Genomic DNA, 26,372 nt, shown 5'->3' on the forward strand with positions numbered 1-26,372 from the left:
TGCGCAAACCTGTCGGTTTGCGCTGAATTTGGGCGGTTGCGGGCAAAGCCTTAAAAAACCTTACCCTAAATAACTAAAACTAGCGGAAAAACCAGGGAGTAATTGCCTTCTTCAACCCTCGCTGCGCTAAAGCGGTTCACACCCTCTGAGGAGGGAGGTGCCGGCGGTGCCAATTTAGTGCGCGAAGTTAAGGCAATGAACTGCTTTGGTGCTTTTTCCTAAACTGCAGGCCTGCCAACCTCCATGGAAAATTTGCAAAGTGCGGTGGACACTCTGGTCCACAGCTCCAATACCCTGTTTATCCTGATCGGTGCGGTCATGGTGTTGGCCATGCACGCCGGCTTCGCCTTTCTCGAAGTCGGGACGGTGCGCCAGAAGAACCAGGTCAATGCACTGTCGAAAATCCTCAGTGACTTCGCCATCTCGACCCTGGCCTATTTCTTTATAGGCTATTGGATTTCCTATGGCGTCACCTTCATGCAACCAGCGGCGGTGATCAGTGCTGACCATGGTTATGGCCTGGTGAAGTTCTTTTTCCTGCTGACCTTCGCCGCTGCCATTCCAGCGATCATTTCCGGTGGCATTGCCGAACGTGCACGTTTTGCACCGCAGTTGTGCGCTACGGCGTTGATCGTGGCGTTTATTTACCCGTTTTTCGAGGGCATGGTCTGGAATGGCAACTACGGTCTGCAAGCCTGGTTGCTGGCCAGCTTCGGTGCCAGCTTCCATGATTTTGCCGGCTCCGTGGTGGTCCATGCCATGGGCGGTTGGCTGGCGCTGGCGGCGGTGCTGTTGCTGGGACCGCGTCAGGGCCGTTATCGGGACGGGCGGCTGGTGGCGTTTGCGCCGTCGAGCATTCCGTTCCTGGCGTTGGGTTCGTGGATTCTGATTGTCGGTTGGTTTGGCTTTAACGTCATGAGCGCGCAAACCCTGTCCGGGGTCAGCGGACTGGTGGCGGTCAATTCGCTGATGGCAATGGTCGGAGGCACCGTGGCGGCGCTGGTGATAGGCCGCAATGACCCAGGCTTTTTGCACAATGGTCCGTTGGCCGGGCTGGTGGCGATTTGCGCCGGGTCGGACTTGATGCACCCGGTGGGCGCGCTGGTGACTGGCGTGGTGGCGGGGGGCCTGTTCGTCTGGTGCTTCATCGCCGCCCAGGGCCGCTGGAAAATTGATGATGTGCTGGGTGTCTGGCCGCTCCATGGGTTGTGCGGGGTGTGGGGCGGGATTGCCTGCGGCATTTTTGGTCAGAGCGCCTTGGGTGGGCTGGGCGGGGTGAGCCTGATCAGTCAGTTGATAGGCACCGCGTTGGGCGTGGTCGTGGCTCTGGCAGGCGGGTTCCTGGTGTACGGGGTGATCAAGCGCATCTGCGGTTTGCGCTTGAGTCAGGAGGAGGAGTATTACGGCGCGGACTTGTCGATCCACAAGATTGGCGCCGTCAGTCAGGATTGATCGGCGCCTCCCGATTAGTGTCCGCGCCCTGATAAAAGCCGTGGAGCAAGCGGTAGCGGTTATGCCGCACTTCGTCGACACGGGCCTGCACCTGTTGGTCCGGCAACCCCAGCATGATCAACGCGTGAGACGCGAGCATCAGGCTGGACTCCAGCAGTTCGGGCACCACTTCGCTGGCCCCGGCGGCTTTCAGCTCGGATAACTGGCTGTCGTCGCGGGTACGCACCAGGATTGGCACCTTATGGTTGATTCGACGCGCCTCCTTGAGCACGGTCAATGCGACGTCGGTATTGTCCACTGCAATAACCACCAACCGCGTCCGTTCAAGCCCGACGGCGCTGAGCAAGGCGCCTCGGCGACAATCGCCATAATGCACGCTGGCGTCCTCTGTAGCGGCTTCCTGAACTCGGGCCGGGTCATCATCCAGTGCAATGAAAGCCAGTTGTTCGTGGCGTAAAAAACGCCCGATGGACCGCCCGACCCGGCCATAGCCGCAGATCAACACATGCCCTTGCAGCTCGGCATTGAGGGCCGTGATTTCTTCCAGCTGGACTTGCTGGTTAGGCTTGTGGTGCAGGCGCAGGGCGATGGCGGGAGCAGCCCGAAGCAGCAGCGGCGTCAGCAGCATCGAGCAGAATGTTGCCGCCAACAGCAAGCCGCTGATCTCGTCGGGCAGCAGCCGGCTCAGCTGCATTTGCGCCATCAGGGCGAAGCAGAACTCACCGCCCTGGGCCAGGGCCAGGCCACTGCGCCAGGCGGTTTCGCTGTCGCTGCCACGCAGCTTGACCAGTAGCGCGACGACACCACCCTTGATCAGCATCAATGCCAGTGTCAGGCCGAGAATCAGCAGGCTGTGACTGACGAATAGCTGCAGGTCGATCAGCATACCGATGCTGACAAAAAACAGCCCCAGCAGAATGTCGCGAAACGGCCGGATGTCGGCTTCGATCTGGTGCCGATAGTGGCTTTCACCCAAGAGCATGCCAGCGAGAAAAGCGCCGAGGGCAGGGGACAGGCCCAGCAAGTGCGTCAGCCATGCCGTGAGCAGCACAATCACCAACGCCAGCAGCACGAACAGTTCCGCGGAATGAGAGGCGGCCACTTCATGGAAGAGTCGGGGCAGCAACCAGCGGCTGGCGAGCAGCAGGCCAAGGAACAGCACCAGAGTCTTGCCCAGGGTCACAGGCAACGCCCAATACCAGGCTTGCTCACTGTTGCCGGCGAACACCGGCACCAGGGTCAGCAACAGCACCGCCACGATGTCCTGGAACAACAAGACACCAATGGCATTCTGACCATGACTGCTGAAAATTTCGCCGAGGCTGGTCAGCTCCTTACTGACGATGGCGGTCGACGATAAGGCCAATCCGGCGCCGAGCAACAGAGCGGCGGTGGGCGACAGTCCCCACAGCGTCAGCAAGCCTCCCAGCAGCAGCCCGCAGCACAGCACTTGCAAGCTGCCCAGACCAAACACCACCCGGCGCAGGGCGAGCATTTTCGACAGGGAAAACTCCAGGCCCAGGGAGAACAGCAGAAACACCACGCCCAATTCGGCCAGGTCCGGCAGGTCTTCGCTGTCATTCACCCAGTCCAGGGCGGTAGGCCCTACGGCCAGGCCCACGCAGAGGTAACCGAGCACGGGCGGCAGTTGCAGCCGGCGAAACAGTGCAATGACTACCAGGGATGAGGCAAGAATGATCAGCAGGTTGGCAAACACAAACATCTCCGTCGAGGGACCAGGGCTATCGCTGGAAAAAAAGCCGCGAGAGTCGCTGAATCAGTTATAAGCCATGGTGATCTGGATCAGGGTTTTTTGGATGCGGCCGCAATAAGTCCGGTCGACATCGACGATGTTTTTCCTGCGGTCTAGAATGGACGCCTATTCCTTGTCAGGTCCGTTCGTCATGCCTCCTGAATGCCAGTTATTCGGCACCCTGGGTTGCCATCTCTGTGAAGTTGCCGAAGCCGAAGTCATGCCGTTGGTCGAGCATGGGCTGCTGGTGGAACTGGTGGATATCGCCGATTCCGAAGCCCTGTTCGAAGCCTACAGCCTGCGTATTCCGGTGCTGCGCCGGGTGGATACGGGGGCCGAACTGGGTTGGCCGTTCGATACCGAACAGGTTGTGGCCTTTCTGTTCTAGCACTAATCCAATGGCGAGTTCCCGATTTTTCGGTTACTGTATGCTTGTACAGTGATTGAGTGAGAGGGAAAGCCCGTGGTGAATGTCGAACAACTGAAAAGCAGCGTCAATCGCATGTCCGCAGAGGTTGTGCGCGATGCGGTGAATGAGCTGCGCCTCGATGGGCTGGTCACGGAAGGCAAGACGCCGTTTAACAAAGTGCATTTCAATACCTGCTTTGCGGAAATAGAGGCACTTTTCCAGCGGGCCGGTTATCACAAACAGTTGGATGTGGTCGGGTACCAGGGCTTGCTGTATGCGCTTTACGATCCGGGCCGCTGGGAGGCGGTGGATGTATTGCGCTGGCTCAAGGAGTTTACCGAGGCCGCCAGTACGTCTCCGGTATTGCGAGCGCAATTGGCCAAGGCTTGAGATCTTTCCTGGGCCTGATCTGGTTGAATGCAGGATAATGCCCGTCTGTATTTTCAGGCCTTGAGCGCACGCATGTCCGATTCCGGTTTTTCCGCTTCCCAGCACCAAGCCAGCACCTTGTACCTGCCTCCTGGCCCTTGGGCGACGGTTCTGGATTGCTTGTGCGATCATTTTCGAGCCATCAGCCGTGAGCAATGGCTGGATCGCATCGCTCGTGGCCGGGTGCTTGATGGCAGCGGCACGCCGATTCCCCTGGATCTTTCGTACAAGGAAGGCCTGCGCATCCACTACTTTCGCGAAGTGCCGGACGAAAAACCGATCCCGGTGCAGGAGACGATCCTGTATGCCGACGAGCATTTGGTTGTGGCTGACAAGCCGCACTTCCTGCCCGTCACGCCCGCTGGTGAGTATGTCGAGCAAACGCTGTTGCGGCGCCTGATTCGCCGTCTGGACAACCCTTCGCTGGTGCCGCTGCACCGCATTGATCGCCACACGGCCGGATTGGTGCTGTTTTCCGCCAACCCGCAAAGCCGCTCGGCGTATCAACAGTTGTTTCCCACCCGCCAGATCGAAAAATTCTACGAAGCCATTGCGCCAGCTTTGCCTGGGGTGACATTCCCGCTGGTACACAAGAGCCGGCTAGTGGACGGCGAACCGTTCTTCCGCATGCAGGAAGGTCCCGGCGTGAGCAACACCGAAACAGCAGTCGAGGTGCGGGAAAAACACGGTGACCTGTGGCGCTATGGGCTGTTTCCGGTGACCGGCAAGAAGCATCAGTTGCGGGTCCATATGACGGCGCTGGGGGCCAGTATCTGCAACGATCCGTTTTACCCCCAGGTTATCAAGGACGCCGAGGATGACTACGCCAACCCGCTTAAACTATTGGCCCAAGGGGTGCGGTTTATTGATCCGGTGAGCGGGGTGGAGCGCCGCTTCAACAGTGAAATTACCCTTGCGTGGTAACTCCAGGCGCCAGACATGACAAAGCCCGCATTAAGCGGGCTTTGTCGTTTCGAGCGTTAAGACTTACAGGTCTTTAACGGTGCGAACCTGGTCCTTGTTGATCCGGGTGCGCTTGCCATCAAGCTGCTGGAACTCGTAGAACCCCGAGTCCTGATCGAATTCAGGGGTATCGACAGCCTGGATTTCGCGCCCGTCATTCAGGGTGATCACTGTTGGCGAGGCGCAACCGGCAAGGGTAGCGAGGCCTAGTGCAAGCATGAGAGCGGCGATGGTCCGTTGAGTCATGAGTCTGTCTCCGAGAGAATGCTTTTTTGAGTACTGACCTTGTGACGTATAGAACGTACGCAAAGTTCCTTGTTCAAGGCTCATTCTTACACGCCGGGTGGGGTGTGCAGCAACTGCGGTGTATTGAAGTTGGCCAGGCGCGGATCATTTTCCGGACAAATCAGAGCCTGGGCTCCCAGTTGCAGCAGGATCTGCCGCGGGCTGCGCTCACCGGCCTGCCAGGCGTTTTCGATGTCTGCGCGCAGGCGTGTCGGTATGACGCAGAGCAAGGGTTCCCAGTAATCACCGTGGCGCAGCATCAGCGGAACCTGGGGATTTTGCTGCGCCTTCTCACGCATGTCGCTCAACAGTCCCGCGTCAATTTGCGGCACATCGCAGGGCAATACCAGCAAGTGCTCATGGCGAGCGGCGGCCAGTCCGACGCGAATACCGGCCAACGGGCCAGGGAAGTCCGGGCTGTCGTCGCTTACCAACTGGTCTGCGTAGGGCGCGTACTGCGGCTGATTGCGGTTGCAGGAGATGATCAGGTCATCGGTCAGCGGGCGCACTAGTCGATGCAGGTGGGCAATCAACGGCTCCCCGCGCCAGTCGAGCAAGCCCTTGTCCAGGCCGCCCATGCGCTGGCCGCGCCCGCCGGCCAGCAGCAGGATCGAGCAAGGCAAGGGCGAAGAATTGAATGGCATGACGGCTCCGCTGCGGCAGTGAAATAGGGGGCTGTGATATAACATCGGGCTGTTCCTTCGACAACCGGACCGAGCCATGAAAGCCAAGGCTGATGCGCCTTTCGTACCCCTGAATATCGCTGTTTTGACTGTCAGCGACACCCGCACCCTGCAAACCGATACCTCTGGCCAAGTCTTCGTCGACCGCCTGATTGCGGCTGGCCATCGTCTGGCCGAGCGGGTACTGCTCAAAGATGACTTGTACAAAATCCGTGCGCAAGTGGCCCATTGGATAGCCGAGGACGTGGTGCAAGTGGTACTGATCACTGGCGGCACTGGCTTCACCGGCCGTGACAGCACACCGGAAGCCGTCAGTTGCCTGCTGGACAAGCAAGTGGATGGTTTCGGCGAGCTGTTCCGGCAAATATCCGTGGCCGATATTGGCACCTCCACCGTGCAATCGCGCGCCCTGGCTGGCCTGGCCAATGGCACTTTGGTGTGCTGCCTACCGGGTTCCACCAACGCCGTACGCACTGGTTGGGATGGGATTCTCGCCGAGCAGTTGGATTCTCGTCACGGGCCGTGCAATTTCGTCCCGCACCTGAAACAGGCCGAGCCTTGTGAATCTCGTGGATAAGCCAGGCAAGACGGGTGCCTTGATGCCGGTAGAAGATGCCCTCGGGCGCCTGTTGACCATGGCCGAGGCCACACCTATCCGCGAGCGGGAAAGTTTGCCGCTGGCCGAGTGCGACGGGCGCGTCCTGGCCCAGGCGCTGATTTCCACCCTTGACCTGCCGCCGTGGCCCAACAGCGCCATGGACGGCTACGCCCTGCGCCTGTCGGATTGGAGCGGCGAGCCTCTGGTGGTGAGCCAGCGTGTTTTCGCCGGCCAGGTGCCGGAACCGCTGGCGGCAGGCACCTGTGCGCGGATCTTCACGGGTGCCCCGGTGCCTGAAGGTGCGGACTGCGTCGAGATGCAGGAAAACGCCGAGGTCCACGTCGATCAGCGGGTGAGCTTTACCGAAGCCTTGCGCGCCGGGCAGAACATCCGCCCCCAAGGCCAGGAAACCACCGTTGGCGAACAGGTCTTGTCCGCTGGCACACGCATGGGGCCGATTGAATTGGGGCTGGCGGCTTCCCTGGGTTGTGCTCGGCTGGATGTGGTACGTCGCGCTCGCGTCGCTGTGCTTTCCACCGGCGACGAATTGATTGAGCCCGGCCTGCCGCTGGGGCCGGGGCAGATTTACAACAGCAACCGTCGGGTGCTGTGTAGCTGGCTGGAGCGCCTCGGGTGCGAGGTGGTGGACGCTGGTATCTTGCCCGATGACCTGGAACAGACCCGCACTCGGCTGGGGGGGCTGGGGTCGGTCGACCTGATCCTGTCCACGGGCGGGGTTTCGGTGGGTGAAGCGGATTTCCTCGGCATCGCCTTGCGCGAAGAGGGCGAGTTGGCCCTCTGGAAGTTGGCGATCAAACCTGGCAAGCCGCTGACGTTTGGTCATTTTCGCGGCGTGCCGGTGATCGGTTTGCCGGGTAACCCGGCTTCCACGCTGGTGACCTTCGCCTTGCTGGCTCGGCCCTATCTGTTGCGTCGCCAGGGTGTAGAAGATGTACAGCCACTGCGTTTCGACGTGCCAGTGGGGTTTGTCTGGCCCAAGCCAGGTAATCGTCGCGAGTACTTGCGCGGGCGCCTGGAGCACGGGCGAGCGATCATCTACCAGAATCAGAGTTCCGGTGTGCTGCGCAGTGCCGCCTGGGCCGAGGGGTTGGTAGAGGTGTTGGAAGGTACGACGCTGGCAGAGGGCGATCGAGTCAACTTCATCCCTTTGAGCGAGCTGTTGGTCTGATGAATTAATTCATCAGGCCAATGACTTTTTTCCCGTTGTTCAAGGTCCACATCCCTCATGACCCTTTGAACTGTAGGAGCCTCAACCCATGAGCAAGCCCAAGGCACTGTTGGTTCTGCACGGCAAACAAGCCCTCAACGAGCAGGTGCGGGCGGCGGTGCAAGGTAAGCGCGAACAAGGCTGGGACCTGGCCGTGCGCGTGACCTGGGAGGGCGGCGATGCCCAGCGCCTGGTCGGCGAAGCGCTGGACGCCGGCTACACCCGGCTGATCGCCGGCGGCGGCGATGGCACATTGCGTGATGTCGCCCAAGCCATGGCCCAGGCCAAGACCGACGCCAGCCTGGTGCTGATGCCCCTGGGCACCGCCAATGATTTCGCCCGTGCCGCCGGTGTACCGCTGGAGCCCGATCAGGCCCTGAACCTGCTGGATGTCCCGGCCGTTGCCATCGACCTGGGCGAGGTCGGCGGGCAGATTTTCCTGAACATGGCCACCGGCGGTTTTGGCAGCCAGGTCACCGCCAATACCTCCGAAGACCTGAAAAAGGTACTGGGCGGTGCGGCCTACCTGTTTACCGGCTTGTCGCGGTTCAGCGAATTGCACGCGGCCTATGGCGAGTTACAGGGCCCGGATTTCCATTGGCGGGGTGAATTACTGGCCCTGGGTATCGGCAACGGTCGTCAGGCCGGCGGTGGGCATGTGTTGTGCCCGCAAGCCATGGTCGATGATGGTTTGCTGGATATCAGTATCCTGCCGGCACCCCAGGAGGTCGTCGGTACCCTGCGCAATTTGATGACCGACGGCTGGGGCCTGGACAACCTATTTGTCCGCGCGCGCCTGCCGTGGGTGGAAATCAAGGTCGCCGAAGGGTTGGATATCAACCTGGATGGCGAACCGCTCAAGGGCGACGACCTGCGTTTCGCGGCATTGCCACGGGCATTGCGGGTGCACTTGCCGAAGGACTCGCCGTTGGTGTCTAGTCGTCCAGACTGATGATCTGTTCACGCACGGCAAATAGCACCAGGCCCGCTACATCGAAAATCTGCAAGCGCTTCATGATTTGCGAGCGGTGAGCCTCCACGGTCTTAATGCTCAAGCCCAGGCCATTGGCGATCTCTCGGGTGGACTTGCCGCGCACGATCAGCCGCAGGATTTCCAGCTGGCGCGCGGTCAGATTGTGGCGGTGAGGCAGGGTAGCGGCCTGGGCATGGTTGCGGATCAGCGCCTGGTTGATCACCGTATGGGCGATGGCAGGGCTCAGGTAGCGCTCGTTGTTGCGCAGGGCCAGCAGCGCATGCTCAAGCTCATTGGCGGTGGTGTCCTTGAGCAGGTAGCCGTGGGCGCCTGCCTCCAGGGCGCACATGATCAACTCCGGATCGGTGTGCATCGACAGGATCAGCACTTTGCTCTTGGGATAGGCGCGCTTGAGTTGCAGCAGGGCATCCAGCCCGCTGGTGTGCTTCATCGACAGGTCCAGCAGGACGATATCGGGCTGCAGGGCGTCGAATTGCTCCAGCACCTGCGCACCATCATTGGCCTCGCCGATCACCGCGTAGCCGGGAATATCCAGCACCAGCGCGCGCACGCCGGCCCTGATCAACGCGTGGTCATCCACCAGGAGTAAGTTGCAGGTCACTCTAGAACCTTATGGGGGCTGGCCCGTTCGAGGGCGCGTGGCGCCCAGGGGAAAAGCGCTTCGATCCGGGTTCCTTTGCCTGGCTGGCTATTGACGGACAATGTGCCTCCCAGTTGATCAATCCGCTCAGACATGCCGGCCATGCCCCGTTGTCCTTCCTGACCAGGGTTGATGGCGGGCGAAAACCCCAGGCCGTCATCGCTGATAAACAGCGAAAGGCCTTGGGGCAGGCGTTGCAGGCGCACCAGCAGATTACATGCCTGGGCGTGGCGCAGCATGTTGGTGACCGCCTCTTGGGTAATACGAAAGGCCGCGACGGCCATCTCTTCCGGAATGCCGGTCAGCCGCTGCTGGCATTCCAGGCTCCAGCTCACCTTGGTGTTTTCCAGGGTCTTGAGCAGGTGCGCCCGCAGGCTGGCCTCCAGGCCAAGACTGGCCAGTTGCCGGGGGTTGAGGATGGCGGAGACGTCCCGCACCTTGGTCAGGGTTTCATTCAATGTGTTGCACAGCACCGCGCATTGGCCTTGCAACTCTTGCGGCAGACGGCGCTTGAGCCATTCGCTTTGCAGCTTGGCGGCGGTCAGCAGTTGGCCGATATCGTCATGCAGTTCTCGGCTCAAACGATGGCGTTCGCTTTTCTGGACTTGCAGCAGGCGGTCGGCCAGTTCCTGGGGCAGGAGCTTGATCGACTTGCGCGAGCGCCAGCGTTGCAGGCCGGCGGCGACCAGGGTCGCCAGGTTGAGTATCAACAGCGCTATCGGCAACGGCTCGGAGTGGGCATAGACCCACAGGCTGACCAGCGTCGCGCAAGCACAAAGGCTGAGTGTCATCCAGCGTGCATTGCTTCGGGACACGGACCTTGCGATGAGTGACTTGAGGCTGGCGTACATAGCGGATGGAGCCAATGGATGTTCGCTGCGGGGAGACCGGTCAAGGCGGCTGACTGGGCTCTGTTTGGAAAGCGCTACCGGGTCATGATCCCGATTCAATACCGGGTCGACAGGGTGTTGGCCTTGGCATTGGTTCGAGGGGCTTTTCAGATTCTTGTGCATCATGAAGTTCAGCCACTTCGAGTGCGGCATAGTACCACTAACAATTACCGTTGGTCGCCTGGAGCGGTTATCGACGACGGCCGCGAATCCAGGGGAAAACTGAGTGTTAGTCCTATTTAGTCCCAGAGGGAAGAAATTGTCTTATTCAAGCTGTTTTGTATCGCTATTAGCGTTGCGGGCCTATTGATGTATATCAATGAGCACGCGCCCGCGTGCTAGTTGTCCTTGTCGGTTTTGGACCGGACGGTAGTTGGATGCGACATCCGTTGGCAGGCGCGAATTAAAGGCGAAGAGCACTCAGGATGCGTGCGGCAGATCCTGTCGGGATTGATAGCCAAAGTCTTTTTGCGGGATCTGTTGGGTCGCCGTCGCAATCAGCGTGGTTTGTTCGCTTTCATCCAGGCTGAGCTTGCCGGTCTTGGCATCAACCAATTCCAGTTGCCAGGCCATCAGTGTCAGGCAGTCGTGCAGTGCCGAAAGTGCTTTGTCATGCAGTTGCATTGGGCTCTCGGCGTTACTGATCAGATCCTGGATATGACGGGAAAAATCGCTGATAGCCCCTAGCGTCATGGCGTCGGCCTTCTCGGCGAGCTTGATCAGGCTGTTTTTCATACAGTCGATGGCGTCGTTGTCGTTACGGATCAAATGCAGGTGGCTCAAGCATTCTTCAGACTTGGCCAGCAGCATTTCAGCCTCAAGAAGGAAGTCGGGAAGTGCATCTCGCCACTCTTTACCGTCGTTCATCATGCAAGTCTCCACAACATACGGTCAGACGATGAGAAATCGTACAGAGGGAATGGCGTCAAGCTACCGCTGAAATATGACCAAAATCTGTAGTTTGCTTCTAGTTTTGCCGTAGTGCGTTTATCTAAATGATGGCCGTGGCGGCCAGTGTCCCTGTTTGTGGCGATATTCAAGATCATTCGCTCAACTTCGGTTGCCAAGACATAAGTGCCTGGCAGGTCCGCGAGACGTGGGCTTGCGATAGCAAACAAAAGCCTGACTCCATTCATGCAATGAGAATGGCGTCACATTAATGGCTATTGGATATCGCGAATATCAGGTTGGACCTGATTGCAGCTAGGGGAATCCCTTACACGACAGAACTTCGCGGCGATTTCAGGGTCGCGCGACGCTGTTTGACTGCCCAGAGGAAAGGCCGGATCAGTAAAACATGATGTCAGTGTGACATCAATGCGTTTGCGTGGCATTTTATCGGGGGTCAAGGTCCGGCGTTTACCGCCGATAACCTCTTTCAGTAAGCAGAAAATCCTTCAGCGCAACCCAGGAGTCTTTAATGGCCGGCATTCTCGACACGGTAGATCAACGCACGCAATTGGTGGGTGAGAATCGCCTGGAGATCCTTATGTTTCGCCTGGCCGGGCGGCAGCTGTTCGCGATCAACGTGTTCAAGGTGCAGGAAGTGCTCCAGTTGCCCAAGCTGACCTTGATGCCCCAGCGCCATCCCTTTGTCTGCGGCGTCGTCAACCTGCGCGGCCAGACCCTGCCGGTGATTGACCTGTCCCAAGCCATCGGCATGCGCCCCCTGGTGCCGGGTCCCAACAGCACCATCATCGTCACCGAGTACAACCGTTCGGTACAGGCGTTCCTGGTGGGCGGCGTGGACCGCATCGTCAACATGAACTGGGAAGCCATCCTGCCGCCACCGGCCAGCGCCGGGCGCGAGCATTACCTGACCGCTATCAGCAAGGTCGATGACCAGTTGGTGGAAATCATCGACGTCGAAAAAGTCCTGGCGGAGATCGTGCCTTACAACGCCAAGGTCTCCCGGGAGAAGCTGGAGGACCCGGTTCTGGAGCGGGCCCGCGGCCGCGAAGTGCTGCTGGTGGACGACTCCAATGTGGCCCTGTCGCAACTGCGTGACACCTTGGGGCAGTTGGGAGTGAAGATGCACATCGCCAGCGACGGCCTCAAGGCCCTGAAAATGCTCAAGGGCTGGGCGGACAGCGGCCAGGTGATGACCGACAAGCTGCTGATGATCTTCACCGACGCCGAAATGCCTGAGATGGACGGCTACCGCCTGACCACCGAGATTCGCAACGACCCGCGCCTGCGTAGCCTGTATGTGGTGTTGCACACCTCTTTGTCCGGCAGCTTCAACGATTCAATGGTGAAGAAGGTCGGCTGCGACAACTTCCTCTCCAAATTCCAGCCGGACAAACTGGTGGATGTGGTTCGCCAGCGCCTGATGCTCGATGAAGTGCCAGCCTGACCTTTGATTCCCGGGCCACCCTCGTATAGGGTGACGTTTTTGCCCATCAGGAAAGTAGGCTCATGCTGCGTCTCAGCGCGTTGTATCGGTACCCATTAAAGTCCGGCAAGGGTGAAACCTTGCCCCATATCAGCCTGGATAAACTCGGGCTGGAAGGGGATCGACGCTGGATGCTGGTGGATGAAGCCAGCGGGCGCTTCCTGACCCAGAGGGCCGTCGCGCAGATGAGCCAGTTATCGGCCTTGTGGAACGGGCAGGGCGGGCTGACCTTGAGCGCGGCGGGTTTCCCGACCCTGGAAGTAGCGCTGCCTGGCGCTGACGCGCAACTGCGCGGCGTCACTATCTGGCGCGACACGCTGCGCGTGCCGGATGCTGGCGCCGAGGCGGCCGCGTGGGTCAGTGACTTTATCGGCAAACCCACGCGCCTGGTTCAGGTACCGCTGGAACGTGCGCGGACCACGGCAGCCGGCTATGGCAAGGATGATGACCAGGTGGCGTTCGCCGATGGCTTCCCGCTGTTGCTGATCGGCCAGGCATCCCTGGACGACTTGTCGCAACGGATCGGCCGGCCGATGGAGATGCTGCGTTTTCGCCCCAACCTGGTGATTGAAGGCAGCGAGCCCTTCGCCGAAGACGGCTGGAAGCGGGTGCGTATTGGCGATGTGGAGTTTCGCGTGGTCAAGTCCTGCTCGCGCTGCATCCTTACCACCATCGACCCTCAGACCGGTGAGCGCAGCGCCGACCGCGAACCTTTGGCCACGCTCAAGACTTACCGCGAGCAGGCGGGCGACATCATGTTCGGCCAGAACCTGGTCAACGACGGCGCTGGTCGCCTGGAAGTCGGCATGCCGGTGACGATTCTGGAGTAACAGGCGCCGGAATGAAAAATGCCCGTCTCTCACGAGACGGGCATTTTTTTGAACGTTGGCTTTGTGTTTTAACCGCGTATTAACCGCGGTATTCACACAGGTAAGCGGTGTCCACTTCGACTTTAAGCTGGAACTTGCTGTTGGCCGGGACATGGAACTGGCTGCCGGCGGCGAAAGTTTCCCAGTTGCTGCTGTCCGGCAGCTTGACGCTCAGCGCGCCCGACACCACGTGCATGATTTCCCGCTGGGCGGTGCCGAATTCGTATTCGCCCGGGGCCATGACGCCTATGGTTGCCGGACCTTCGGCGGTGCCGAAAGCGATCGACTTGACGGTTCCGTCGAAGTACTCGTTGACTTTAAACATGGGCGAATCCTCGAAAAAGGGTCAAGAAAGGTCGGCCAGTATGCCTTCTACACGGGCAAAATCAACGGCAGCAGGCGCGCCGTATTGCGCGCATCTTCCAGTGCCCGGTGTTGCTGGCCATTGAACTGCATGCCCGCCAGTTGCAACGCGCCGTTGAGCCCCAACGGCTTGTCCAGGCGCCGGGCCTTGGCGAAGTGCTGCTTGAGGTTCACATGGGGCGTGTGCTCCAGGGCACTGCTCAGGCCCTGCTGTTGCCAGGCCAGTTGCAGTTGCTGGCGATCATAGTCGCCCCAGCTGGCCCAACCTTCCAGGCGCGCCTGATGCTGGCCCAGCCAGCGTTCGAACAGCGGCCAGACCTCGCTCAAGGGCGCGGCGCCGTCGATATTAGCCTGGCTGATGTGGGTCAGCTTGCGGCAAAACGGCGTCAATAAAGGCCGACGCTGTGGCCGCACGAAACGCTGGAAGTGATCCAGTTCGCGGCCCTGGCGGTTGACCAGGCTCACGCCGATTTCGATGATTTCCATCTCCGTCACGGGCCAGCCGCCTTCATCCGTTGTGGCTTCAAGATCAATAATCAGCCAATGAGGCATCGCAGGTTCCCGTACTCTTCCCGTCCTGATGGGGATAGAGCGTAGCCAAGCCTGGTAGTTCCGCCCAGCGGTTACTCGATCTCCAGTAAAACCTGGCGATTGCGCACCTGATCGCCGGCCGATACTTGAATTCGCTTGATCACACCGTCGATGCCGGCCTTGAGCGGGTGTTCCATTTTCATTGCTTCGAGCACCAGCAACAGTTGGCCTTTGCTCACCGAATCACCTTCGTGTACCTGCACCTCGACGATGGCTCCATCCATCGGCGCCTTCACCGTGCCGCTGCTTGCCGGGGCTTCACGGTTGGCAACGGTTTGGGTGCGGTTGGTTACACACAGGCTGCCAGCTGCGCCAGACAACCACAGTTGCGTGCCGTCCAGATGGTAGGCGATGCGCCGGCGGATGCCATTGAGCGACACAGTGGCCCAGCGTCCGTCGCTGCTCAGGTCGCGTACTTCAATGGCCTGCTGATCGACTTCTACCTGCAGCAAATTGTCCGCCAGTACGCTGAGGCTAACCGGCCGGACTTCATCCTGCACGGCGAGGCGGTAGGTCCAGGGCACGCTGGCGTTGTTGCGCCAGCTCGATAGCTCGTTGCGATGGGCGCTGGCGCTGTGCTGATAAAACAGCGCGGCAGCCAGGCCCAGTTCTTCACCGGTTGCCGTGGGCGGTGTCAGGCTGGGGTCATGGCTGAAATGTTCGGGGATAAAACCGGTGCTGAAGTCGCCGGCTACAAACTGTGGATGCTTGAGCAGGTTGGCCAGCAGCCGCTGATTGCTGGTAACCCCTAGCAGTACGCAATCTTCCACCGCTCGCAGCAGCTTGCGCCGCGCTTCTTCGCGGGTGGCGCCGTGGGCAATGATCTTGCCCAGCATTGGGTCGTAGAAAGGGCTGATCTGCTGGCCCTCACACAAACCATGATCAATCCGCACACCGGCTGCAGGTTCCCAGCGCAGCACGTCGCCGGTCTGCGGTAGAAAGTCCTGGGCCGGGTCTTCGGCATACAGGCGCACTTCCATGGCATGGCCGGTCAGAGTGACTTGGTCCTGGCGCAAGGGCATGGGCTGGCCGGCGGCGATTTTTAATTGCCAATCCACCAGGTCCACGCCGGTGATCAGTTCGGTCACCGGGTGCTCCACTTGCAGGCGGGTGTTCATTTCCAGGAAGTAAAACTGCCCGCTTTTGTCCAGCAGGAACTCGACGGTGCCGGCGCCGACATAATTCACCGCGCGTCCGGCCTTGAGCGCCGCTTCGCCCATGGCCTGGCGCAAATTGACGGTCATGACCGGGCAGGGCGCTTCTTCGATGACTTTCTGGTGACGGCGCTGGATCGAACAATCACGCTCGCCCAGATAGATCAGGTTGCCCGAGGTATCGCCGAACAACTGGACCTCGACATGGCGCGGCTCGATCAACGCCTGTTCCAGAATCAGCTCGGCGCTGCCAAAGGCATTCAGGGCTTCGGAACGTGCGGTGCGCAGTTGCTCCAACAAGTGGTCGGCGCTGTGCACCAGGCGCATGCCGCGTCCGCCACCGCCGGCGCTGGCCTTGATCATCAACGGGTAGCCGATGCGATCTGCCTCGCGTTGCAGTGTGAGGTCATCCTGCTCGGCCCCTTGGTAACCGGTGATGCACGGTACACCGGCGGCCAGCATGGCGATTTTCGACAGGCGCTTGCTGCCCATCAGTTCGATGGCTTCGGCGCTGGGGCCGATGAAGATCAGGCCGGCATTCAGGCAGGCGCTGGCGAACTCGGGGTTTTCCGAGAGGAAGCCGTAGCCGGGGTGGATTGCGTCGGCGCCTGTGCGGCGCGCAGCGTCGAGGATGGCGGGGATGTTCAGGTAGGAGTGTTGCACCGGGGGCGGGCCGATATTGACGGCTTCGTCGGCCATCTGGACGTGCAGGGCGTTGGCGTCGGCGTCGCTGTAGATCGCGACGGTGCGGTAGCCCAGGGATTGGGCGGTGCGCTGGATGCGGCAGGCGATTTCGCCGCGGTTGGCGATGAGGATTTTGGTGAATTTTGGCATGAGGGGCCCCCTGGTTTATTGAGTACATATCCGTTGTTGCGGTAACGGCGGCTTAGGGTTACGCCCTTACGGCGTGTTACTTTTGAAAAGAGCCCAAAAGTAACCAAAAGGCTCTTGCCCCACCACTTGGTGCCTCGCTGTGGCTCGGCATGCCTTCACTCCGGCATTGCTCCGTGGGCCGCCGCGATGGGCCATCCTTGGCCCAGCGCGGCTAAACCGGCGTCCTGCCGGTTTACCCACGGATCAATGCCTGCGTTCAGCCATCGTGGTTAACGGGGCGCCTTAGATCAAGATCAAAAGCACGGCGGCCTGGTAGCCGACCTGAGTGGTGAAAAGCAAGAGCGGACCCCATGCCACCTGTAGGAGCGAGCTTGCTCCGGGCGACGTTCCGACGATGGTCGTTAACGATGACGCTGGCTTCCTGGATGAACGCGGTGCCCTCAGGTTCTTCGCGAGCAAGAACTAGGCGTCCCCCTCGCTCCTACAGAAAAGCGAATTGGCACTGGCTCTTGATCTGCCTGCCCATAAAACCAGAGGCCGAACGCAGGTGTTGCGCAGTGGGTAAACCGGCAAGGATGCCGCTTTTGCAAAGTGACACGCCGTAAGGGCGTAACCCTAAACCGCTGTTGTCGCAGCAACGGATATGTACACCTTCAAAAGTCTTCATCTACTCCACCGAGGCTTGCACTTTTGTACAAAGGCCTGAGTCCCCTCAATCCCTTCCTCGCTCGTCACCGCCTCGGCAAACCACTCCGCCGCCTGGTCCAGCAACGTCTCCACCGGCTGCTCCAAACTGGCTAGCAGCAGAGCCTTGGTCCGCGCATTGGCCCCAGGCGCACATCGCAATACCTGCCCCAACACCTCGTCCAGCCGCTCAGCCAACGCTTGGGCATCGTGCTCAACAAAATGCACCAACCCCAGTCGCTCAGCCTCAACTCCATCAAACCGCGCAGCCGTCAAAGCCAAGCGCCGTGCCTGAGTCAACCCAATGCGCTTGACCACAAACGGCGCAATCTGCGCGGGCAGCAGGCCGAGGCTGGTTTCCGGCAAGCCGAACTGCGCCTGGTGATCGGCAATGGCGATGTCACTGACACAGGCCAAACCAAACCCACCCCCCAGCACCGCGCCTTGCAACACTACGATCACCACCTGTGGCAACCCTTCGACTTCCTGCAACAGCGTACCGAATGCACGGTTCAGATCCCGCAAAGCACTCCGCGAGCCTGCGCCGATCATGTCCTTCACGTCACCACCTGCCGAGAAATGCCCATCAGCGCCACTGATGACCAGCGCCCGCACCTGGCTGTCACTGGCCACGGCTGCCAATACTGCGCGCAGTTCGTCGACCATCTGCAAGCTCATGGCATTGCGGCTTTGCGGGCGATTAAGGGTAACGTGCAGCACGCCGTTGTGAGGTTCCAGCAACAGCGTTTCGCAAGCGGGCAGGCTGATCATGGTTTTTTCCCCGGCAGCGTACCCATCAGCTTGCAGATGATCCCCAGCATGATTTCATCGGCGCCGCCGCCGATCGACACCAGCCGCACATCGCGATAGGCACGGGCCACGGGGTTGTCCCACATAAAGCCCATGCCGCCCCAATATTGCAGGCAGCTGTCGCTGACTTCCCGGCCCAGGCGCCCGGCCTTGAGCTTGGCCATGGAGGCCAGGCGCGTCACGTCCTGGCCTTTGATGTATTGCTCTGTGGCCTGGTAGACCAGCGCCCGCAGGCATTCGATTTCGGTGGCAAGCTCCGCCAGGCGAAAGTGGATCACCTGGTTGTCGATCAGCGCCTTGCCGAAGGTCTTGCGCTCCTTGCAGTACTCGATGGTGCTGTCGATGCAGTACTCCAGGCCCTTGATCATATTGGCGGCGCCGAACAGCCTTTCTTCCTGGAACTGCAGCATCTGCATCATGAAGCCCGCGCCTTCATGGCCGATGCGGTTGCGCTGGGGCACGCGCACGTCATCGAAAAACACCTGGGCGGTTTGCGAACTGTGCATGCCGAGCTTTTCCAGGTCCGGGCTGACACTGACGCCCGTAGTGTTCATGGGCACCATGATCAGCGACTTGTTGATGTGCGGCTTGTCGTCGGAGGTGTTGGCCAACAGGCAGATAAAATCAGCGCTCGGCGAGTTAGTGATCCACATCTTGCTGCCGTTGATCACGTAGTCGTCGCCGTCCTTGCGGGCATGAGTTTTCAGCCCTGCGACGTCGGAACCAGCGCCGGTTTCCGAAACGCCGATACAGCCCACTTGTTCGCCGCTGATGGCCGGGCGCAGGAACTCGTCGCGTAACTCATCGGAGCCGAAGCGGGCCAGGGCTGGGGTGCACATGTCAGTCTGCACGCCGATGGACATAGGGATACCGCCGCAGCGAATGGTGCCGAACGCTTCGGCGGCGACAATCGAGTAGCTGTAGTCCAGGCCCATGCCGCCGAATTTTTCCGGTTTGGAAATACCCAATAGGCCGAGGTCGCCGGCCTTGCGGAAAATCTCGTGGATCGGGAAGCGTCCGGCCTTTTCCCACTCATCGACGTGAGGGTTGATCTCGCGCTCGACAAAGCCATGGACGGTGCGACGCAGTTCTTCGTGTTCCGGGGTGAAGATCATTTTTATTGTGCTCCCTGTCGTGACGCAAAGCGCCACGCGAAATAATGATTAAAACCGCGCCACACCAAAGCTGTTGGGCTGCAACTGCCGCACCTGGGCTTCATGGCAAATATCCAACAGAAGCCCAAGCAAGGTGCGGGTATCCCGTGGATCAATCAGCCCGTCGTCCCACAGATTGGCACTGCCATAAAGCGCCGTGGACTGGCTGTCGAGTTTCTGTGCGGTGACCTGTTCGAGCATGTCGAGCACCTTGGGGTCGGGCACCAGGCCGTCCTTGAGTTGTTTGGCCTCGGTGACGATGCGCAGCACCTTGCCTGCCTGGGCTCCGCCCATCACCGCGGTGCGGCTGTTGGGCCAGGAGAAGATAAAGCGCGGGTCCAGGCCACGGCCGCACATCGCGTAGTTGCCGGCACCATAGGAGCCGCCGACGACGATGGTCAGTTTCGGGACTTGAGCATTGGCTACCGCCTGGATCATCTTCGCGCCGTGCTTGATCACGCCTTGCTGCTCCGATTCAGTGCCGACCATAAAACCGGTGGTGTTGTGGAAGAACAGCAGCGGCGTCTGGCTCTGGTCACACAGCTGGATAAACTGCGCCGCCTTGCTCGCGCCCCTGGGGGTGATCGGGCCGTTGTTGCCGATAAAGCCGCAGGCGCGGCCCTGGATCTGCAAGTGGCCGCACACCGTGTGGGGATCGAACTCACCCTTGAATTCGAGGAAGTTGGAAGCGTCCGCCACCCGCGCAATGATTTCGCGAACGTCGTAGGGTTTTTTCGGATCGTCGGGAATCAGGCCCAACAGCTCCTCCACCGGATGCAACGGCTCGGCATAGGGCCGCGCCGGCGTGACGGGCAGCCGATCATCCCAGGGCAACAGGCTGACAATCTCCCGAACGATGCGCACACCGTCGGCGTCGTTTTCGGCCAGGTATTCGGCGGTGCCGGCGATTTGTGCGTGCATCTGGGCGCCGCCCAACTCTTCATCGGTGGCCACCTCGCCGGTAGCCGCCTTGAGCAACGGTGGGCCGGCGAGAAACAGCTTGGCCTTGCCGCGCACTACCACTACGTAATCCGAAAGCCCCGGCTGATAAGCGCCACCTGCCGTAGCCGAGCCGTGAACCACGGTGATTTGCGGCAGGCCCATGGCCGACATCCGCGCCTGGTTGGCGAAACTGCGGGCGCCCTCGACGAAGATCTCTGCCGCGTAATTGAGGTTGGCGCCGCCGCTTTCCGCGAGGGTCACTATCGGCAACTTGTTCTCCATGGCGATCTGCTGCAGGCGCAGAGATTTTTTCAGGCCGCTGGGGGAAATGGTTCCGCCCTTGATCGCGCTGTTGTTGGCCACCACCAGCATGCGTACGCCCGAGACAAAACCAATCCCGGCAATCAGCCCGCCGCCGGCCTGGCTGCCGTCCTTGTCATCGTGCAGTTTGTAGCCGGCAAGGCTAGCCAGTTCGAGAAATGGCGCACCCGGATCGAGCAACAGATTAAGGCGCTCACGAGGCAGCAGTTGCCCGCGCTTGTCGAATTTTGGCTTGGCCTCCAGGGCCTTGCTCAGCAGGTTTTGCTCCAGTTGGCGCAGGTGGTGGAGGGTCGTGAGCATGGCTTCGCGGTTCTGGGCGAACGGCGGGCTGTGGACGTCGAGCTGCGAGTCGATCACCGGCATGGCTTATTTCTCCTCCTTGAGCACATCTGGCAGATACGCCCGGTGAAATCCGTTAAAGGATGCGCTTGAAGGGTGCGCCTTGTGCAGCGGCCAGGCACGGCTGCCCAGGCTGGCGGCGCCGTCGATGCGCAAGGTGCTGCCGCTGATGAAGGCGGCAGCGGGGCTGAGCAGAAACACTATCGCCGCACTGACTTCCGACTCGGTGCCGATGCGCTTGAGGGGCACGTGTTCGCGCAAGGTCGGGATCACGGCCTTGAACGCGCCTTCGTAAGTGTCCATGCCGCTTGAGGCAATCCAGCCGGGTGCCACGGCGTTGACACGCACCCCGGCATAACCCCATTCGAAGGCGGCGGTCTTGGTGAAATTGTCCATGCCTGAACGCGCCGCGCCGGAGTGGCCCATGCCCGGCATACCGCCCCACATGTCGGCGAGCATGTTGACGATGGCGCCGCCTTTTGTTCCCAGGGAAGGCTTGCTCATGGATTGGTTGAACACTTCCCGCGCCATCAGGAACCCGCCGACGAGGTTGGTGCGCAACACGGTTTCAAAGCCTTTCTGATTGATCGATGCTAGGGGCGAGGGGTATTGGCCGCCGGCGTTATTCACCAGGCCGTGGATCGCGCCGTGCTCCTGGATCAGTTGGCTGACCAAGGCTTTGACGGCTTCCTCATCGCGAATATCGCAGGCCTGCCAACTGGCGCGGCCGCCGTCTTCGGTAATTTCCGCCGCGACCTTTTGCAGCTTCTCGGGCTTGCGACCCACGAGGATCACATGGGCGCCGAGGGCCGCCAGCTCATGGGCGGTGCAACGGCCAATACCGCTGCCGCCGCCGGTGACGATAATGGTCTGCCCTTGGAACAGATCGGCTTTGAAGATCGAGTCGAAGGCCACGGCGTGCGTCCTCTAGTTAAGTTGATCAGCGATGTGTTGCGGCACCGCAATGGGTATCTCCAGCAGTTGCTGGGCGAAGGCCTTGCCTTGGGGGTCGATGCGCAGGCTGGCAATCCCGCCGCCGCCCAGGGCGTTTTCCAGGAGGAAGTTGAGGCTGTGGCTGCCGGGTAAATACCAGCGCTCCACGCGGCCGTGAATCGGATCGAGTACGTGGCTCATCCAGTCGACGATGACCTCCGGTGTCAGCGCCTCGGCGATCCAGGGCAGGTATTCGGGCTGGCGGGCGATCACGCCGATGTTGCTGTGGTTGCCCTTGTCACCGGAACGGGCCACGGCCAGTTTTACCAAAGGCACGCTGGCGTCGGCGCAGCCCTGGGGTTTGGGTGGGTCGAGAGGGACGGGCAGGGCTCGGGTGTTAAGCGGTTCGCTTTTCGGGAGGTCGCAAGAGTGACGTTCGCCGAGAAAGTCGATCGAAAGCGTACAGGCGGATTTGTCGATCAAGAACGAGAACAGCCGAATTAACGGATACACCGTTGGCCGGCCGCCGACGATGCCGGTCAATCCCGGCGCCATGCCGGTGGCTGCTTGGGCGATCTCCCGGGCGAACAGCACCAGGGCTTGTTTGCTTGGGTGACGGACCGCCAGCTTCACCACCACTTCCCGGCAGTCCTGGCGTTGGCCGTGGGCGCCGTAGGTGGCTTCGCTGCCCAGCAGTTCGATACTGAGGTCGGTATAAGGAGCCCAACCGCGCTGGCTGAACAACTGCGAGGTCTTGTTGATGATCGCCTGGCTGACCCGTTCGGCCTTGGCCACCGCATCGATGCCGGCGATCAGGCAACTGGCGGTGCAGCGAAAACCGTCGGGGTAGGTGGCGCTGACCTTGTACTGGTCGGTGGGCGGCAGGCCTTTGGCGCCGTGCAGTCGCACGCAGTTTTTGCCTTGCTGTTGAAGTTTGACCTGGCTGAAATCGCAGATCACGTCGGGCAACAGATAGGCGCGTGGGTCGCCGATCTCGTAGAGCAATTGTTCGCTGACGCTAAGCTCGCTGATCAGCCCACCCGAGCCTTGGACTTTATTGACGGTGAACTGGCCATCGGCGCTGACTTCGACGATGGGGAAGCCGATGTGCTCGTAATCCGGCACATCACGCCAATCGGTGAAATTACCGCCGGTGCACTGGGCACCGCATTCGATGATATGCCCGGCCAACGCGGCCTGGGCCAGGTGATCGTAATCCTGCCATGACCAGTTGAACTCATGCACCAGCGCCGCGCTGACCACGGCGCTATCGACCACGCGGCCGGTGATGACAATATCGGCGCCCAGCTTTAACGCCTCGACGATGCCTGGTGCGCCGAGGTAGGCATTGGTGGAGACGCACATCGCCGGCAATGACGCGCCGCTGAACATGTCGCTGATGCCGCGCAGGTGTTTGAAGGTGGGTTGCAGGTCATCGCCCAGCAGCACGGCGATCTTCAACGGGATCTGCGCCTGATCGCAGGCGGCCTGCAACGCGGCGGCGCAAGCCTGGGGATTGATCCCACCGGCGTTGCTGATCACGCTGATGCCCTGGCGTTGGATATCCGCCAACAAGGGTGTAAGGACTTCAACAAAGTCCGTGGCGTAGCCGGCCTGGGGATCTTTCATCCGTGCCCCGGCGAGGATCGACAGGGTGACTTCCGCCAGGTAGTCGAACACCAGATAGTCCAGCGCGCCGCCGTGCACCAGTTGCGCGGCAGCGGTGCAGGTGTCGCCCCAGAAGGCACTGGCGCAGCCGATACGAACGGTCTTGTTCATGAGAAGTCCTTCTCTGAAATCGCTGGGCTGAGACTACCAAGCAAGCGCTTGGTTTGTAAACTCTGCTCACAACTTTCGCCCAAGCGCTTGCTTGGGTGGCTGTCACGGCCTAAATTGCCGGCCATGACGCCATAAAGTAGTTGAGGAGAGCAGCATGGATGAGCAAAAAGCCCTGAGGGTAATGCGCACCATGGTCGACGGCGGGCAATTGACCGATCCCGACAGTGCCAGGGGCAAGTTGCTGCAAACGGCGGCTCACCTGTTTCGCAACAAGGGTTTTGAGCGCACCACGGTGCGTGACCTGGCCAGCGCGGTGGGTATTCAGTCCGGCAGCATCTTTCATCACTTCAAGAGCAAGGATGAAATCCTGCGTGCGGTAATGGAAGAAACCATCCACTACAACACGGCCATGATGCGCGCGTCCCTGGCTGAGGCTCGCGATGTTCGCGAGCGAGTGCTGGCGCTGATTCGCTGCGAACTGCAGTCGATCATGGGCGGCAGTGGCGAGGCGATGGCGGTGCTGGTGTACGAGTGGCGTTCGCTGTCAGCCGAAGGGCAGGCCCAGGTGCTGGCGTTGCGCGATGTCTACGAAGACATCTGGTTGCAGGTGCTGGGCGAGGCCAAGCAGGCTGGCTATATCAAGGGCGATGTGTTTATCACCCGGCGTTTTCTCACGGGTGCCTTGTCCTGGACCAACACGTGGTTCCGTGCCCAGGGCAGCATGACCCTGGAGCAACTGGCAGACGAAGCGCTGCTGTTGGTGCTCAAGGCTGACTAGACAAGTTACGCAAGCTGCTAATTGTTGAGCCCAAAGTTGTCTCTCCAGAAAAAAACGCCTAGCTTAGCGGGATCAGAGTTTTGAACGGTGCGTGCCTTGATGTTTTCGCCATTGCGGCTGGCTGCGGGACTTACACTATTGGCGCTTGGCACACTGTGGTTGATGCCCGCTTCGGCCTCGCAACTGGTGAGGGTCGGTGCCGCACATTTTCCGCCCTATACGGTGCGCCCGGAGCAGGGCGCTGACACCGGCTTGCTGCCGCAACTGGTGGAAACCTTGAACCGTGCGCAAACCGAATATCAGTTTGTGCTGGTACCCACTTCGATTCCCCGGCGTTTTCGTGACTTGCAGCAAGGCCGGATCGACATGGCGATCTTCGAGAACCCGCAATGGGGCTGGCAGAACATCGCCCACACCACTGTCGACATGGGCCTGGAAGACGCGGAAATATTCGTCGCCCAGCGTGAACCCGGTCGTGACCAGTCGTACTTCACCGACTTGAACGACAAGCGCCTTGCGGTGTTCAGCGGTTATCACTACGCCTTTGCCAACTTCAACGCTGACCCCAAATACATGGCCGAGAAGTTCAACGCCACGCTGACCTATTCCCACGACAGCAACCTGCTGATGGTCACCCGTGGCCGCGCCGACATCGCCTTGGTGACCCGTTCCTACCTCAGCGATTTTTTAGTGCGCAATGCTGATATGGCTGGGCAGTTCTTGGTGTCCGAGCGGATTGATCAGGTGTATCACCACTATGCGTTGTTGCGGCCCAAGGCGCCTATCAATGGCGCGGAGTTTTCCGAGTTGCTCAAGGGCTTGCGGGACCGCGGCGAGCTGCTGAAGATCTTCGAACCTTACCGGGTCGACGTCCTGTCCGTGCCTGCTACGCCATGACCTGCGCAAGATAGGCTTAAATTTTTCCTGCCGGTTCACGTCACTTCGTCTAACTGCCGACGATTACCGTGAGCCCTCTCCATGTCCAATCTCAATGACTTGCCTGTCCTGCCGCTACCGGCAGGGCCCGCCCTGAATGCAGATGAAACCGATAACCGGCTGATCCTGACCCTGGAAGGCCAGCCGCTGATCCGTCTGCGACTGGAGCGGGGCGATGCGCTGCATCTTCACCTGCAAACACCGAGTGAGGTGCCCTCGGTACGTGCCTTGTGGGCAGCGTGTTACTGGTTGTTTGCCAAGGAACCGCTGCGTCAGCGCCTGACCTGGCACCTTGAACACGCCCCCGACGACGCCTTGTGCAGCGGTTTGCTGGTGGCCACTGAGGCGGCAGGCCAATTCCACTGCGAGCGCACCCTGTTCTGGCAATTGCCGCAACCCTGGCTGGGCCAGCCCTTCAGTGGCGGCTATGCGCAGCAAATGATCATCAGTGCCGGCAAGCGTCATCCCGCCCGTGCGCCCAAGCCTCGCGGTGAAGTCTATCGACGTTTCGATACGCGTCTGGGCGCCTGGGTGTCATTGCGTACGGTGGAGATCGACGTTGACCTGGCCCGCTTCAATCGCTGGCAGAACAGCCCGCGAGTGGCGAATTTCTGGGAGGAAAGCGGCAGCCTGGAGCAGCACCGCGAGTACCTGGCCAAGCTTGATGCTGACCCTCATACCCTGACGTTGATGGGCTGTTTCGACGATGAACCGTTTGCCTATTTCGAGGCCTATTGGGCCAAGGAAGATCGCATCGCGCCGTTCTATGACGTTGCCGATTACGATCGGGGCATTCATATGCTGGTAGGGGAGGAGCATCACCGTGGGCCGCACAAGGTTGCCAGTTGGTTGTCGGCGCTGGTGCATTACCTGTTTCTTGATGACCCGCGCACCCAGCGGGTGGTGGCCGAGCCTCGCGCCGATAACGCGAAGATGATCAGCCATATGCAGAACCAGTGTTTCCACTGCGAGAAGGAATTCGACTTTCCCCACAAGCGCGCGGCGCTGATGATTCTGGGGCGTGAGCGGTTTTTTGACCGATGCGGGTTGGTTTGAGGCGGGGGCTTGCCGTGTACATATCCGTTGCTGCGGTAACGGCTACTTAGGGTTACGCCCTTACGGCGTGTCACTTTCGAAAAGCCGGAATGCCGGCCCAGACGAAAGTA

At 60.4% G+C, this 26,372-nt stretch carries 26 protein-coding genes; 12 read left to right on the forward strand and 14 right to left on the reverse strand.

What is annotated here, in order from left to right; translation table 11 throughout:
* The first annotated feature begins 243 nt into the window (after positions 1 to 243).
* Positions 244 to 1,452, forward strand: a complete 1,209-nt coding sequence (locus ACZRKZ_RS23765) for an ammonium transporter (RefSeq protein WP_463982915.1) — start codon at positions 244 to 246, stop codon at positions 1,450 to 1,452.
* On the opposite strand, the gene ACZRKZ_RS23770 is transcribed toward ACZRKZ_RS23765, so the two are convergent.
* Entirely contained in the window at positions 1,439 to 3,169 is a 1,731-nt protein-coding gene (locus tag ACZRKZ_RS23770; RefSeq protein WP_463982916.1) for a cation:proton antiporter, read from the reverse strand. The genes ACZRKZ_RS23765 and ACZRKZ_RS23770 overlap by 14 nt on opposite strands.
* 187 nt (positions 3,170 to 3,356) lie before the next feature.
* Here ACZRKZ_RS23770 and ACZRKZ_RS23775 point away from each other — a divergent pair, with 187 nt between their 5' ends.
* From ACZRKZ_RS23775 to ACZRKZ_RS23785, 3 genes are all read left to right on the forward strand, one after another.
* Positions 3,357 to 3,593: a glutaredoxin family protein gene (locus ACZRKZ_RS23775; RefSeq protein ID WP_463970247.1), complete on the forward strand. Its 237-nt coding sequence runs from the start codon at positions 3,357 to 3,359 to the stop codon at positions 3,591 to 3,593.
* A 75-nt stretch (positions 3,594 to 3,668) separates the two neighbouring features.
* Entirely contained in the window at positions 3,669 to 4,004 is a 336-nt protein-coding gene (locus ACZRKZ_RS23780; RefSeq protein ID WP_149414149.1) for a transcriptional regulator, read from the forward strand.
* 72 nt (positions 4,005 to 4,076) lie between these two features.
* Positions 4,077 to 4,967, forward strand: coding sequence for a pseudouridine synthase (locus tag ACZRKZ_RS23785; RefSeq protein WP_463982917.1), 891 nt, complete (start codon positions 4,077 to 4,079; stop codon positions 4,965 to 4,967).
* A gap of 63 nt (positions 4,968 to 5,030) precedes the next feature.
* Here the strand turns inward: ACZRKZ_RS23785 and ACZRKZ_RS23790 are convergent, their stop codons facing one another.
* Positions 5,031 to 5,252, reverse strand: a complete 222-nt coding sequence (locus ACZRKZ_RS23790) for a YgdI/YgdR family lipoprotein (protein WP_463970245.1) — start codon at positions 5,250 to 5,252, stop codon at positions 5,031 to 5,033.
* A gap of 86 nt (positions 5,253 to 5,338) precedes the next feature.
* The gene (gene mobA, locus ACZRKZ_RS23795; protein WP_463982918.1) at positions 5,339 to 5,935 is read right to left on the reverse strand and encodes a molybdenum cofactor guanylyltransferase MobA; all 597 of its coding nucleotides are present in this window, start codon (positions 5,933 to 5,935) and stop codon (positions 5,339 to 5,341) included.
* Positions 5,936 to 6,011: 76 nt separating this feature from the next.
* Here mobA and moaB point away from each other — a divergent pair, with 76 nt between their 5' ends.
* From moaB to yegS, 3 genes are all read left to right on the forward strand, one after another.
* Entirely contained in the window at positions 6,012 to 6,551 is a 540-nt protein-coding gene (gene moaB / locus ACZRKZ_RS23800) for a molybdenum cofactor biosynthesis protein B (protein ID WP_149414147.1), read from the forward strand.
* Entirely contained in the window at positions 6,535 to 7,761 is a 1,227-nt protein-coding gene (locus tag ACZRKZ_RS23805; RefSeq protein WP_463982919.1) for a molybdopterin molybdotransferase MoeA, read from the forward strand. The genes moaB and ACZRKZ_RS23805 overlap by 17 nt, the downstream gene beginning before the upstream one ends.
* A gap of 88 nt (positions 7,762 to 7,849) precedes the next feature.
* Positions 7,850 to 8,752, forward strand: a complete 903-nt coding sequence (yegS, locus tag ACZRKZ_RS23810; protein ID WP_463970242.1) for a lipid kinase YegS — start codon at positions 7,850 to 7,852, stop codon at positions 8,750 to 8,752.
* Here yegS and ACZRKZ_RS23815 read toward each other — a convergent pair.
* The 3 genes from ACZRKZ_RS23815 to ACZRKZ_RS23825 form a co-directional block, all read right to left on the reverse strand.
* On the reverse strand, positions 8,736 to 9,395 hold the full coding sequence (locus ACZRKZ_RS23815) for a response regulator (RefSeq protein WP_463982920.1): 660 nt from the start codon (positions 9,393 to 9,395) through the stop codon (positions 8,736 to 8,738). The genes yegS and ACZRKZ_RS23815 overlap by 17 nt on opposite strands.
* The gene (locus tag ACZRKZ_RS23820; protein ID WP_463982955.1) at positions 9,392 to 10,285 is read right to left on the reverse strand and encodes a sensor histidine kinase; all 894 of its coding nucleotides are present in this window, start codon (positions 10,283 to 10,285) and stop codon (positions 9,392 to 9,394) included. The genes ACZRKZ_RS23815 and ACZRKZ_RS23820 overlap by 4 nt, the downstream gene beginning before the upstream one ends.
* A 459-nt stretch (positions 10,286 to 10,744) precedes the next feature.
* Complete coding sequence (locus ACZRKZ_RS23825; protein WP_463982956.1) at positions 10,745 to 11,191, reverse strand: hypothetical protein; 447 nt, start codon at positions 11,189 to 11,191, stop codon at positions 10,745 to 10,747.
* A 553-nt stretch (positions 11,192 to 11,744) separates the two neighbouring features.
* Here ACZRKZ_RS23825 and ACZRKZ_RS23830 point away from each other — a divergent pair.
* On the forward strand, positions 11,745 to 12,680 hold the full coding sequence (locus ACZRKZ_RS23830; RefSeq protein WP_463982921.1) for a chemotaxis protein CheV: 936 nt from the start codon (positions 11,745 to 11,747) through the stop codon (positions 12,678 to 12,680).
* Positions 12,681 to 12,742: 62 nt separating this feature from the next.
* Entirely contained in the window at positions 12,743 to 13,549 is an 807-nt protein-coding gene (locus tag ACZRKZ_RS23835) for an MOSC domain-containing protein (protein WP_463982922.1), read from the forward strand.
* A 79-nt stretch (positions 13,550 to 13,628) separates the two neighbouring features.
* On the opposite strand, the gene ppnP is transcribed toward ACZRKZ_RS23835, so the two are convergent.
* The 8 genes from ppnP to ACZRKZ_RS23875 form a co-directional block, all read right to left on the reverse strand.
* The gene (gene ppnP, locus ACZRKZ_RS23840) at positions 13,629 to 13,913 is read right to left on the reverse strand and encodes a pyrimidine/purine nucleoside phosphorylase (protein ID WP_463970238.1); all 285 of its coding nucleotides are present in this window, start codon (positions 13,911 to 13,913) and stop codon (positions 13,629 to 13,631) included.
* A gap of 47 nt (positions 13,914 to 13,960) precedes the next feature.
* On the reverse strand, positions 13,961 to 14,503 hold the full coding sequence (locus ACZRKZ_RS23845; RefSeq protein ID WP_149414140.1) for a 3'-5' exonuclease: 543 nt from the start codon (positions 14,501 to 14,503) through the stop codon (positions 13,961 to 13,963).
* A gap of 71 nt (positions 14,504 to 14,574) precedes the next feature.
* A complete protein-coding gene (locus ACZRKZ_RS23850; protein WP_463982923.1) occupies positions 14,575 to 16,530 on the reverse strand; it encodes an acetyl/propionyl/methylcrotonyl-CoA carboxylase subunit alpha in 1,956 nt (651 codons plus the stop codon).
* Positions 16,531 to 17,193: 663 nt separating this feature from the next.
* Positions 17,194 to 17,985, reverse strand: a complete 792-nt coding sequence (locus tag ACZRKZ_RS23855; protein WP_463982924.1) for an enoyl-CoA hydratase/isomerase family protein — start codon at positions 17,983 to 17,985, stop codon at positions 17,194 to 17,196.
* The gene (gene atuD, locus ACZRKZ_RS23860) at positions 17,982 to 19,139 is read right to left on the reverse strand and encodes a citronellyl-CoA dehydrogenase (protein WP_463982925.1); all 1,158 of its coding nucleotides are present in this window, start codon (positions 19,137 to 19,139) and stop codon (positions 17,982 to 17,984) included. Before atuD ends, ACZRKZ_RS23855 begins: the two co-directional genes overlap by 4 nt.
* A gap of 48 nt (positions 19,140 to 19,187) precedes the next feature.
* Positions 19,188 to 20,804: a geranyl-CoA carboxylase subunit beta gene (gene atuC, locus ACZRKZ_RS23865; RefSeq protein WP_463982926.1), complete on the reverse strand. Its 1,617-nt coding sequence runs from the start codon at positions 20,802 to 20,804 to the stop codon at positions 19,188 to 19,190.
* 3 nt (positions 20,805 to 20,807) lie between these two features.
* Positions 20,808 to 21,695 (reverse strand): SDR family oxidoreductase, encoded by an 888-nt coding sequence (locus ACZRKZ_RS23870; protein WP_463970234.1) that lies wholly within the window; start codon positions 21,693 to 21,695, stop codon positions 20,808 to 20,810.
* Positions 21,696 to 21,707: 12 nt separating this feature from the next.
* Positions 21,708 to 23,492, reverse strand: coding sequence for an acyclic terpene utilization AtuA family protein (locus tag ACZRKZ_RS23875; protein WP_463982927.1), 1,785 nt, complete (start codon positions 23,490 to 23,492; stop codon positions 21,708 to 21,710).
* A gap of 154 nt (positions 23,493 to 23,646) precedes the next feature.
* On the opposite strand from ACZRKZ_RS23875, the gene ACZRKZ_RS23880 reads away from it, so the two are divergent.
* The 3 genes from ACZRKZ_RS23880 (at position 23,647) to ACZRKZ_RS23890 (ending at position 26,262) form a co-directional block, all read left to right on the forward strand.
* On the forward strand, positions 23,647 to 24,270 hold the full coding sequence (locus ACZRKZ_RS23880; protein ID WP_149415265.1) for a TetR/AcrR family transcriptional regulator: 624 nt from the start codon (positions 23,647 to 23,649) through the stop codon (positions 24,268 to 24,270).
* 99 nt (positions 24,271 to 24,369) lie between these two features.
* On the forward strand, positions 24,370 to 25,167 hold the full coding sequence (locus ACZRKZ_RS23885; RefSeq protein ID WP_463982928.1) for a substrate-binding periplasmic protein: 798 nt from the start codon (positions 24,370 to 24,372) through the stop codon (positions 25,165 to 25,167).
* Positions 25,168 to 25,248: 81 nt separating this feature from the next.
* A complete protein-coding gene (locus ACZRKZ_RS23890) occupies positions 25,249 to 26,262 on the forward strand; it encodes a GNAT family N-acetyltransferase (RefSeq protein WP_463982929.1) in 1,014 nt (337 codons plus the stop codon).
* Positions 26,263 to 26,372 lie beyond the last annotated feature (110 nt).

This window comes from Pseudomonas sp. c313 (assembly GCF_055407145.1).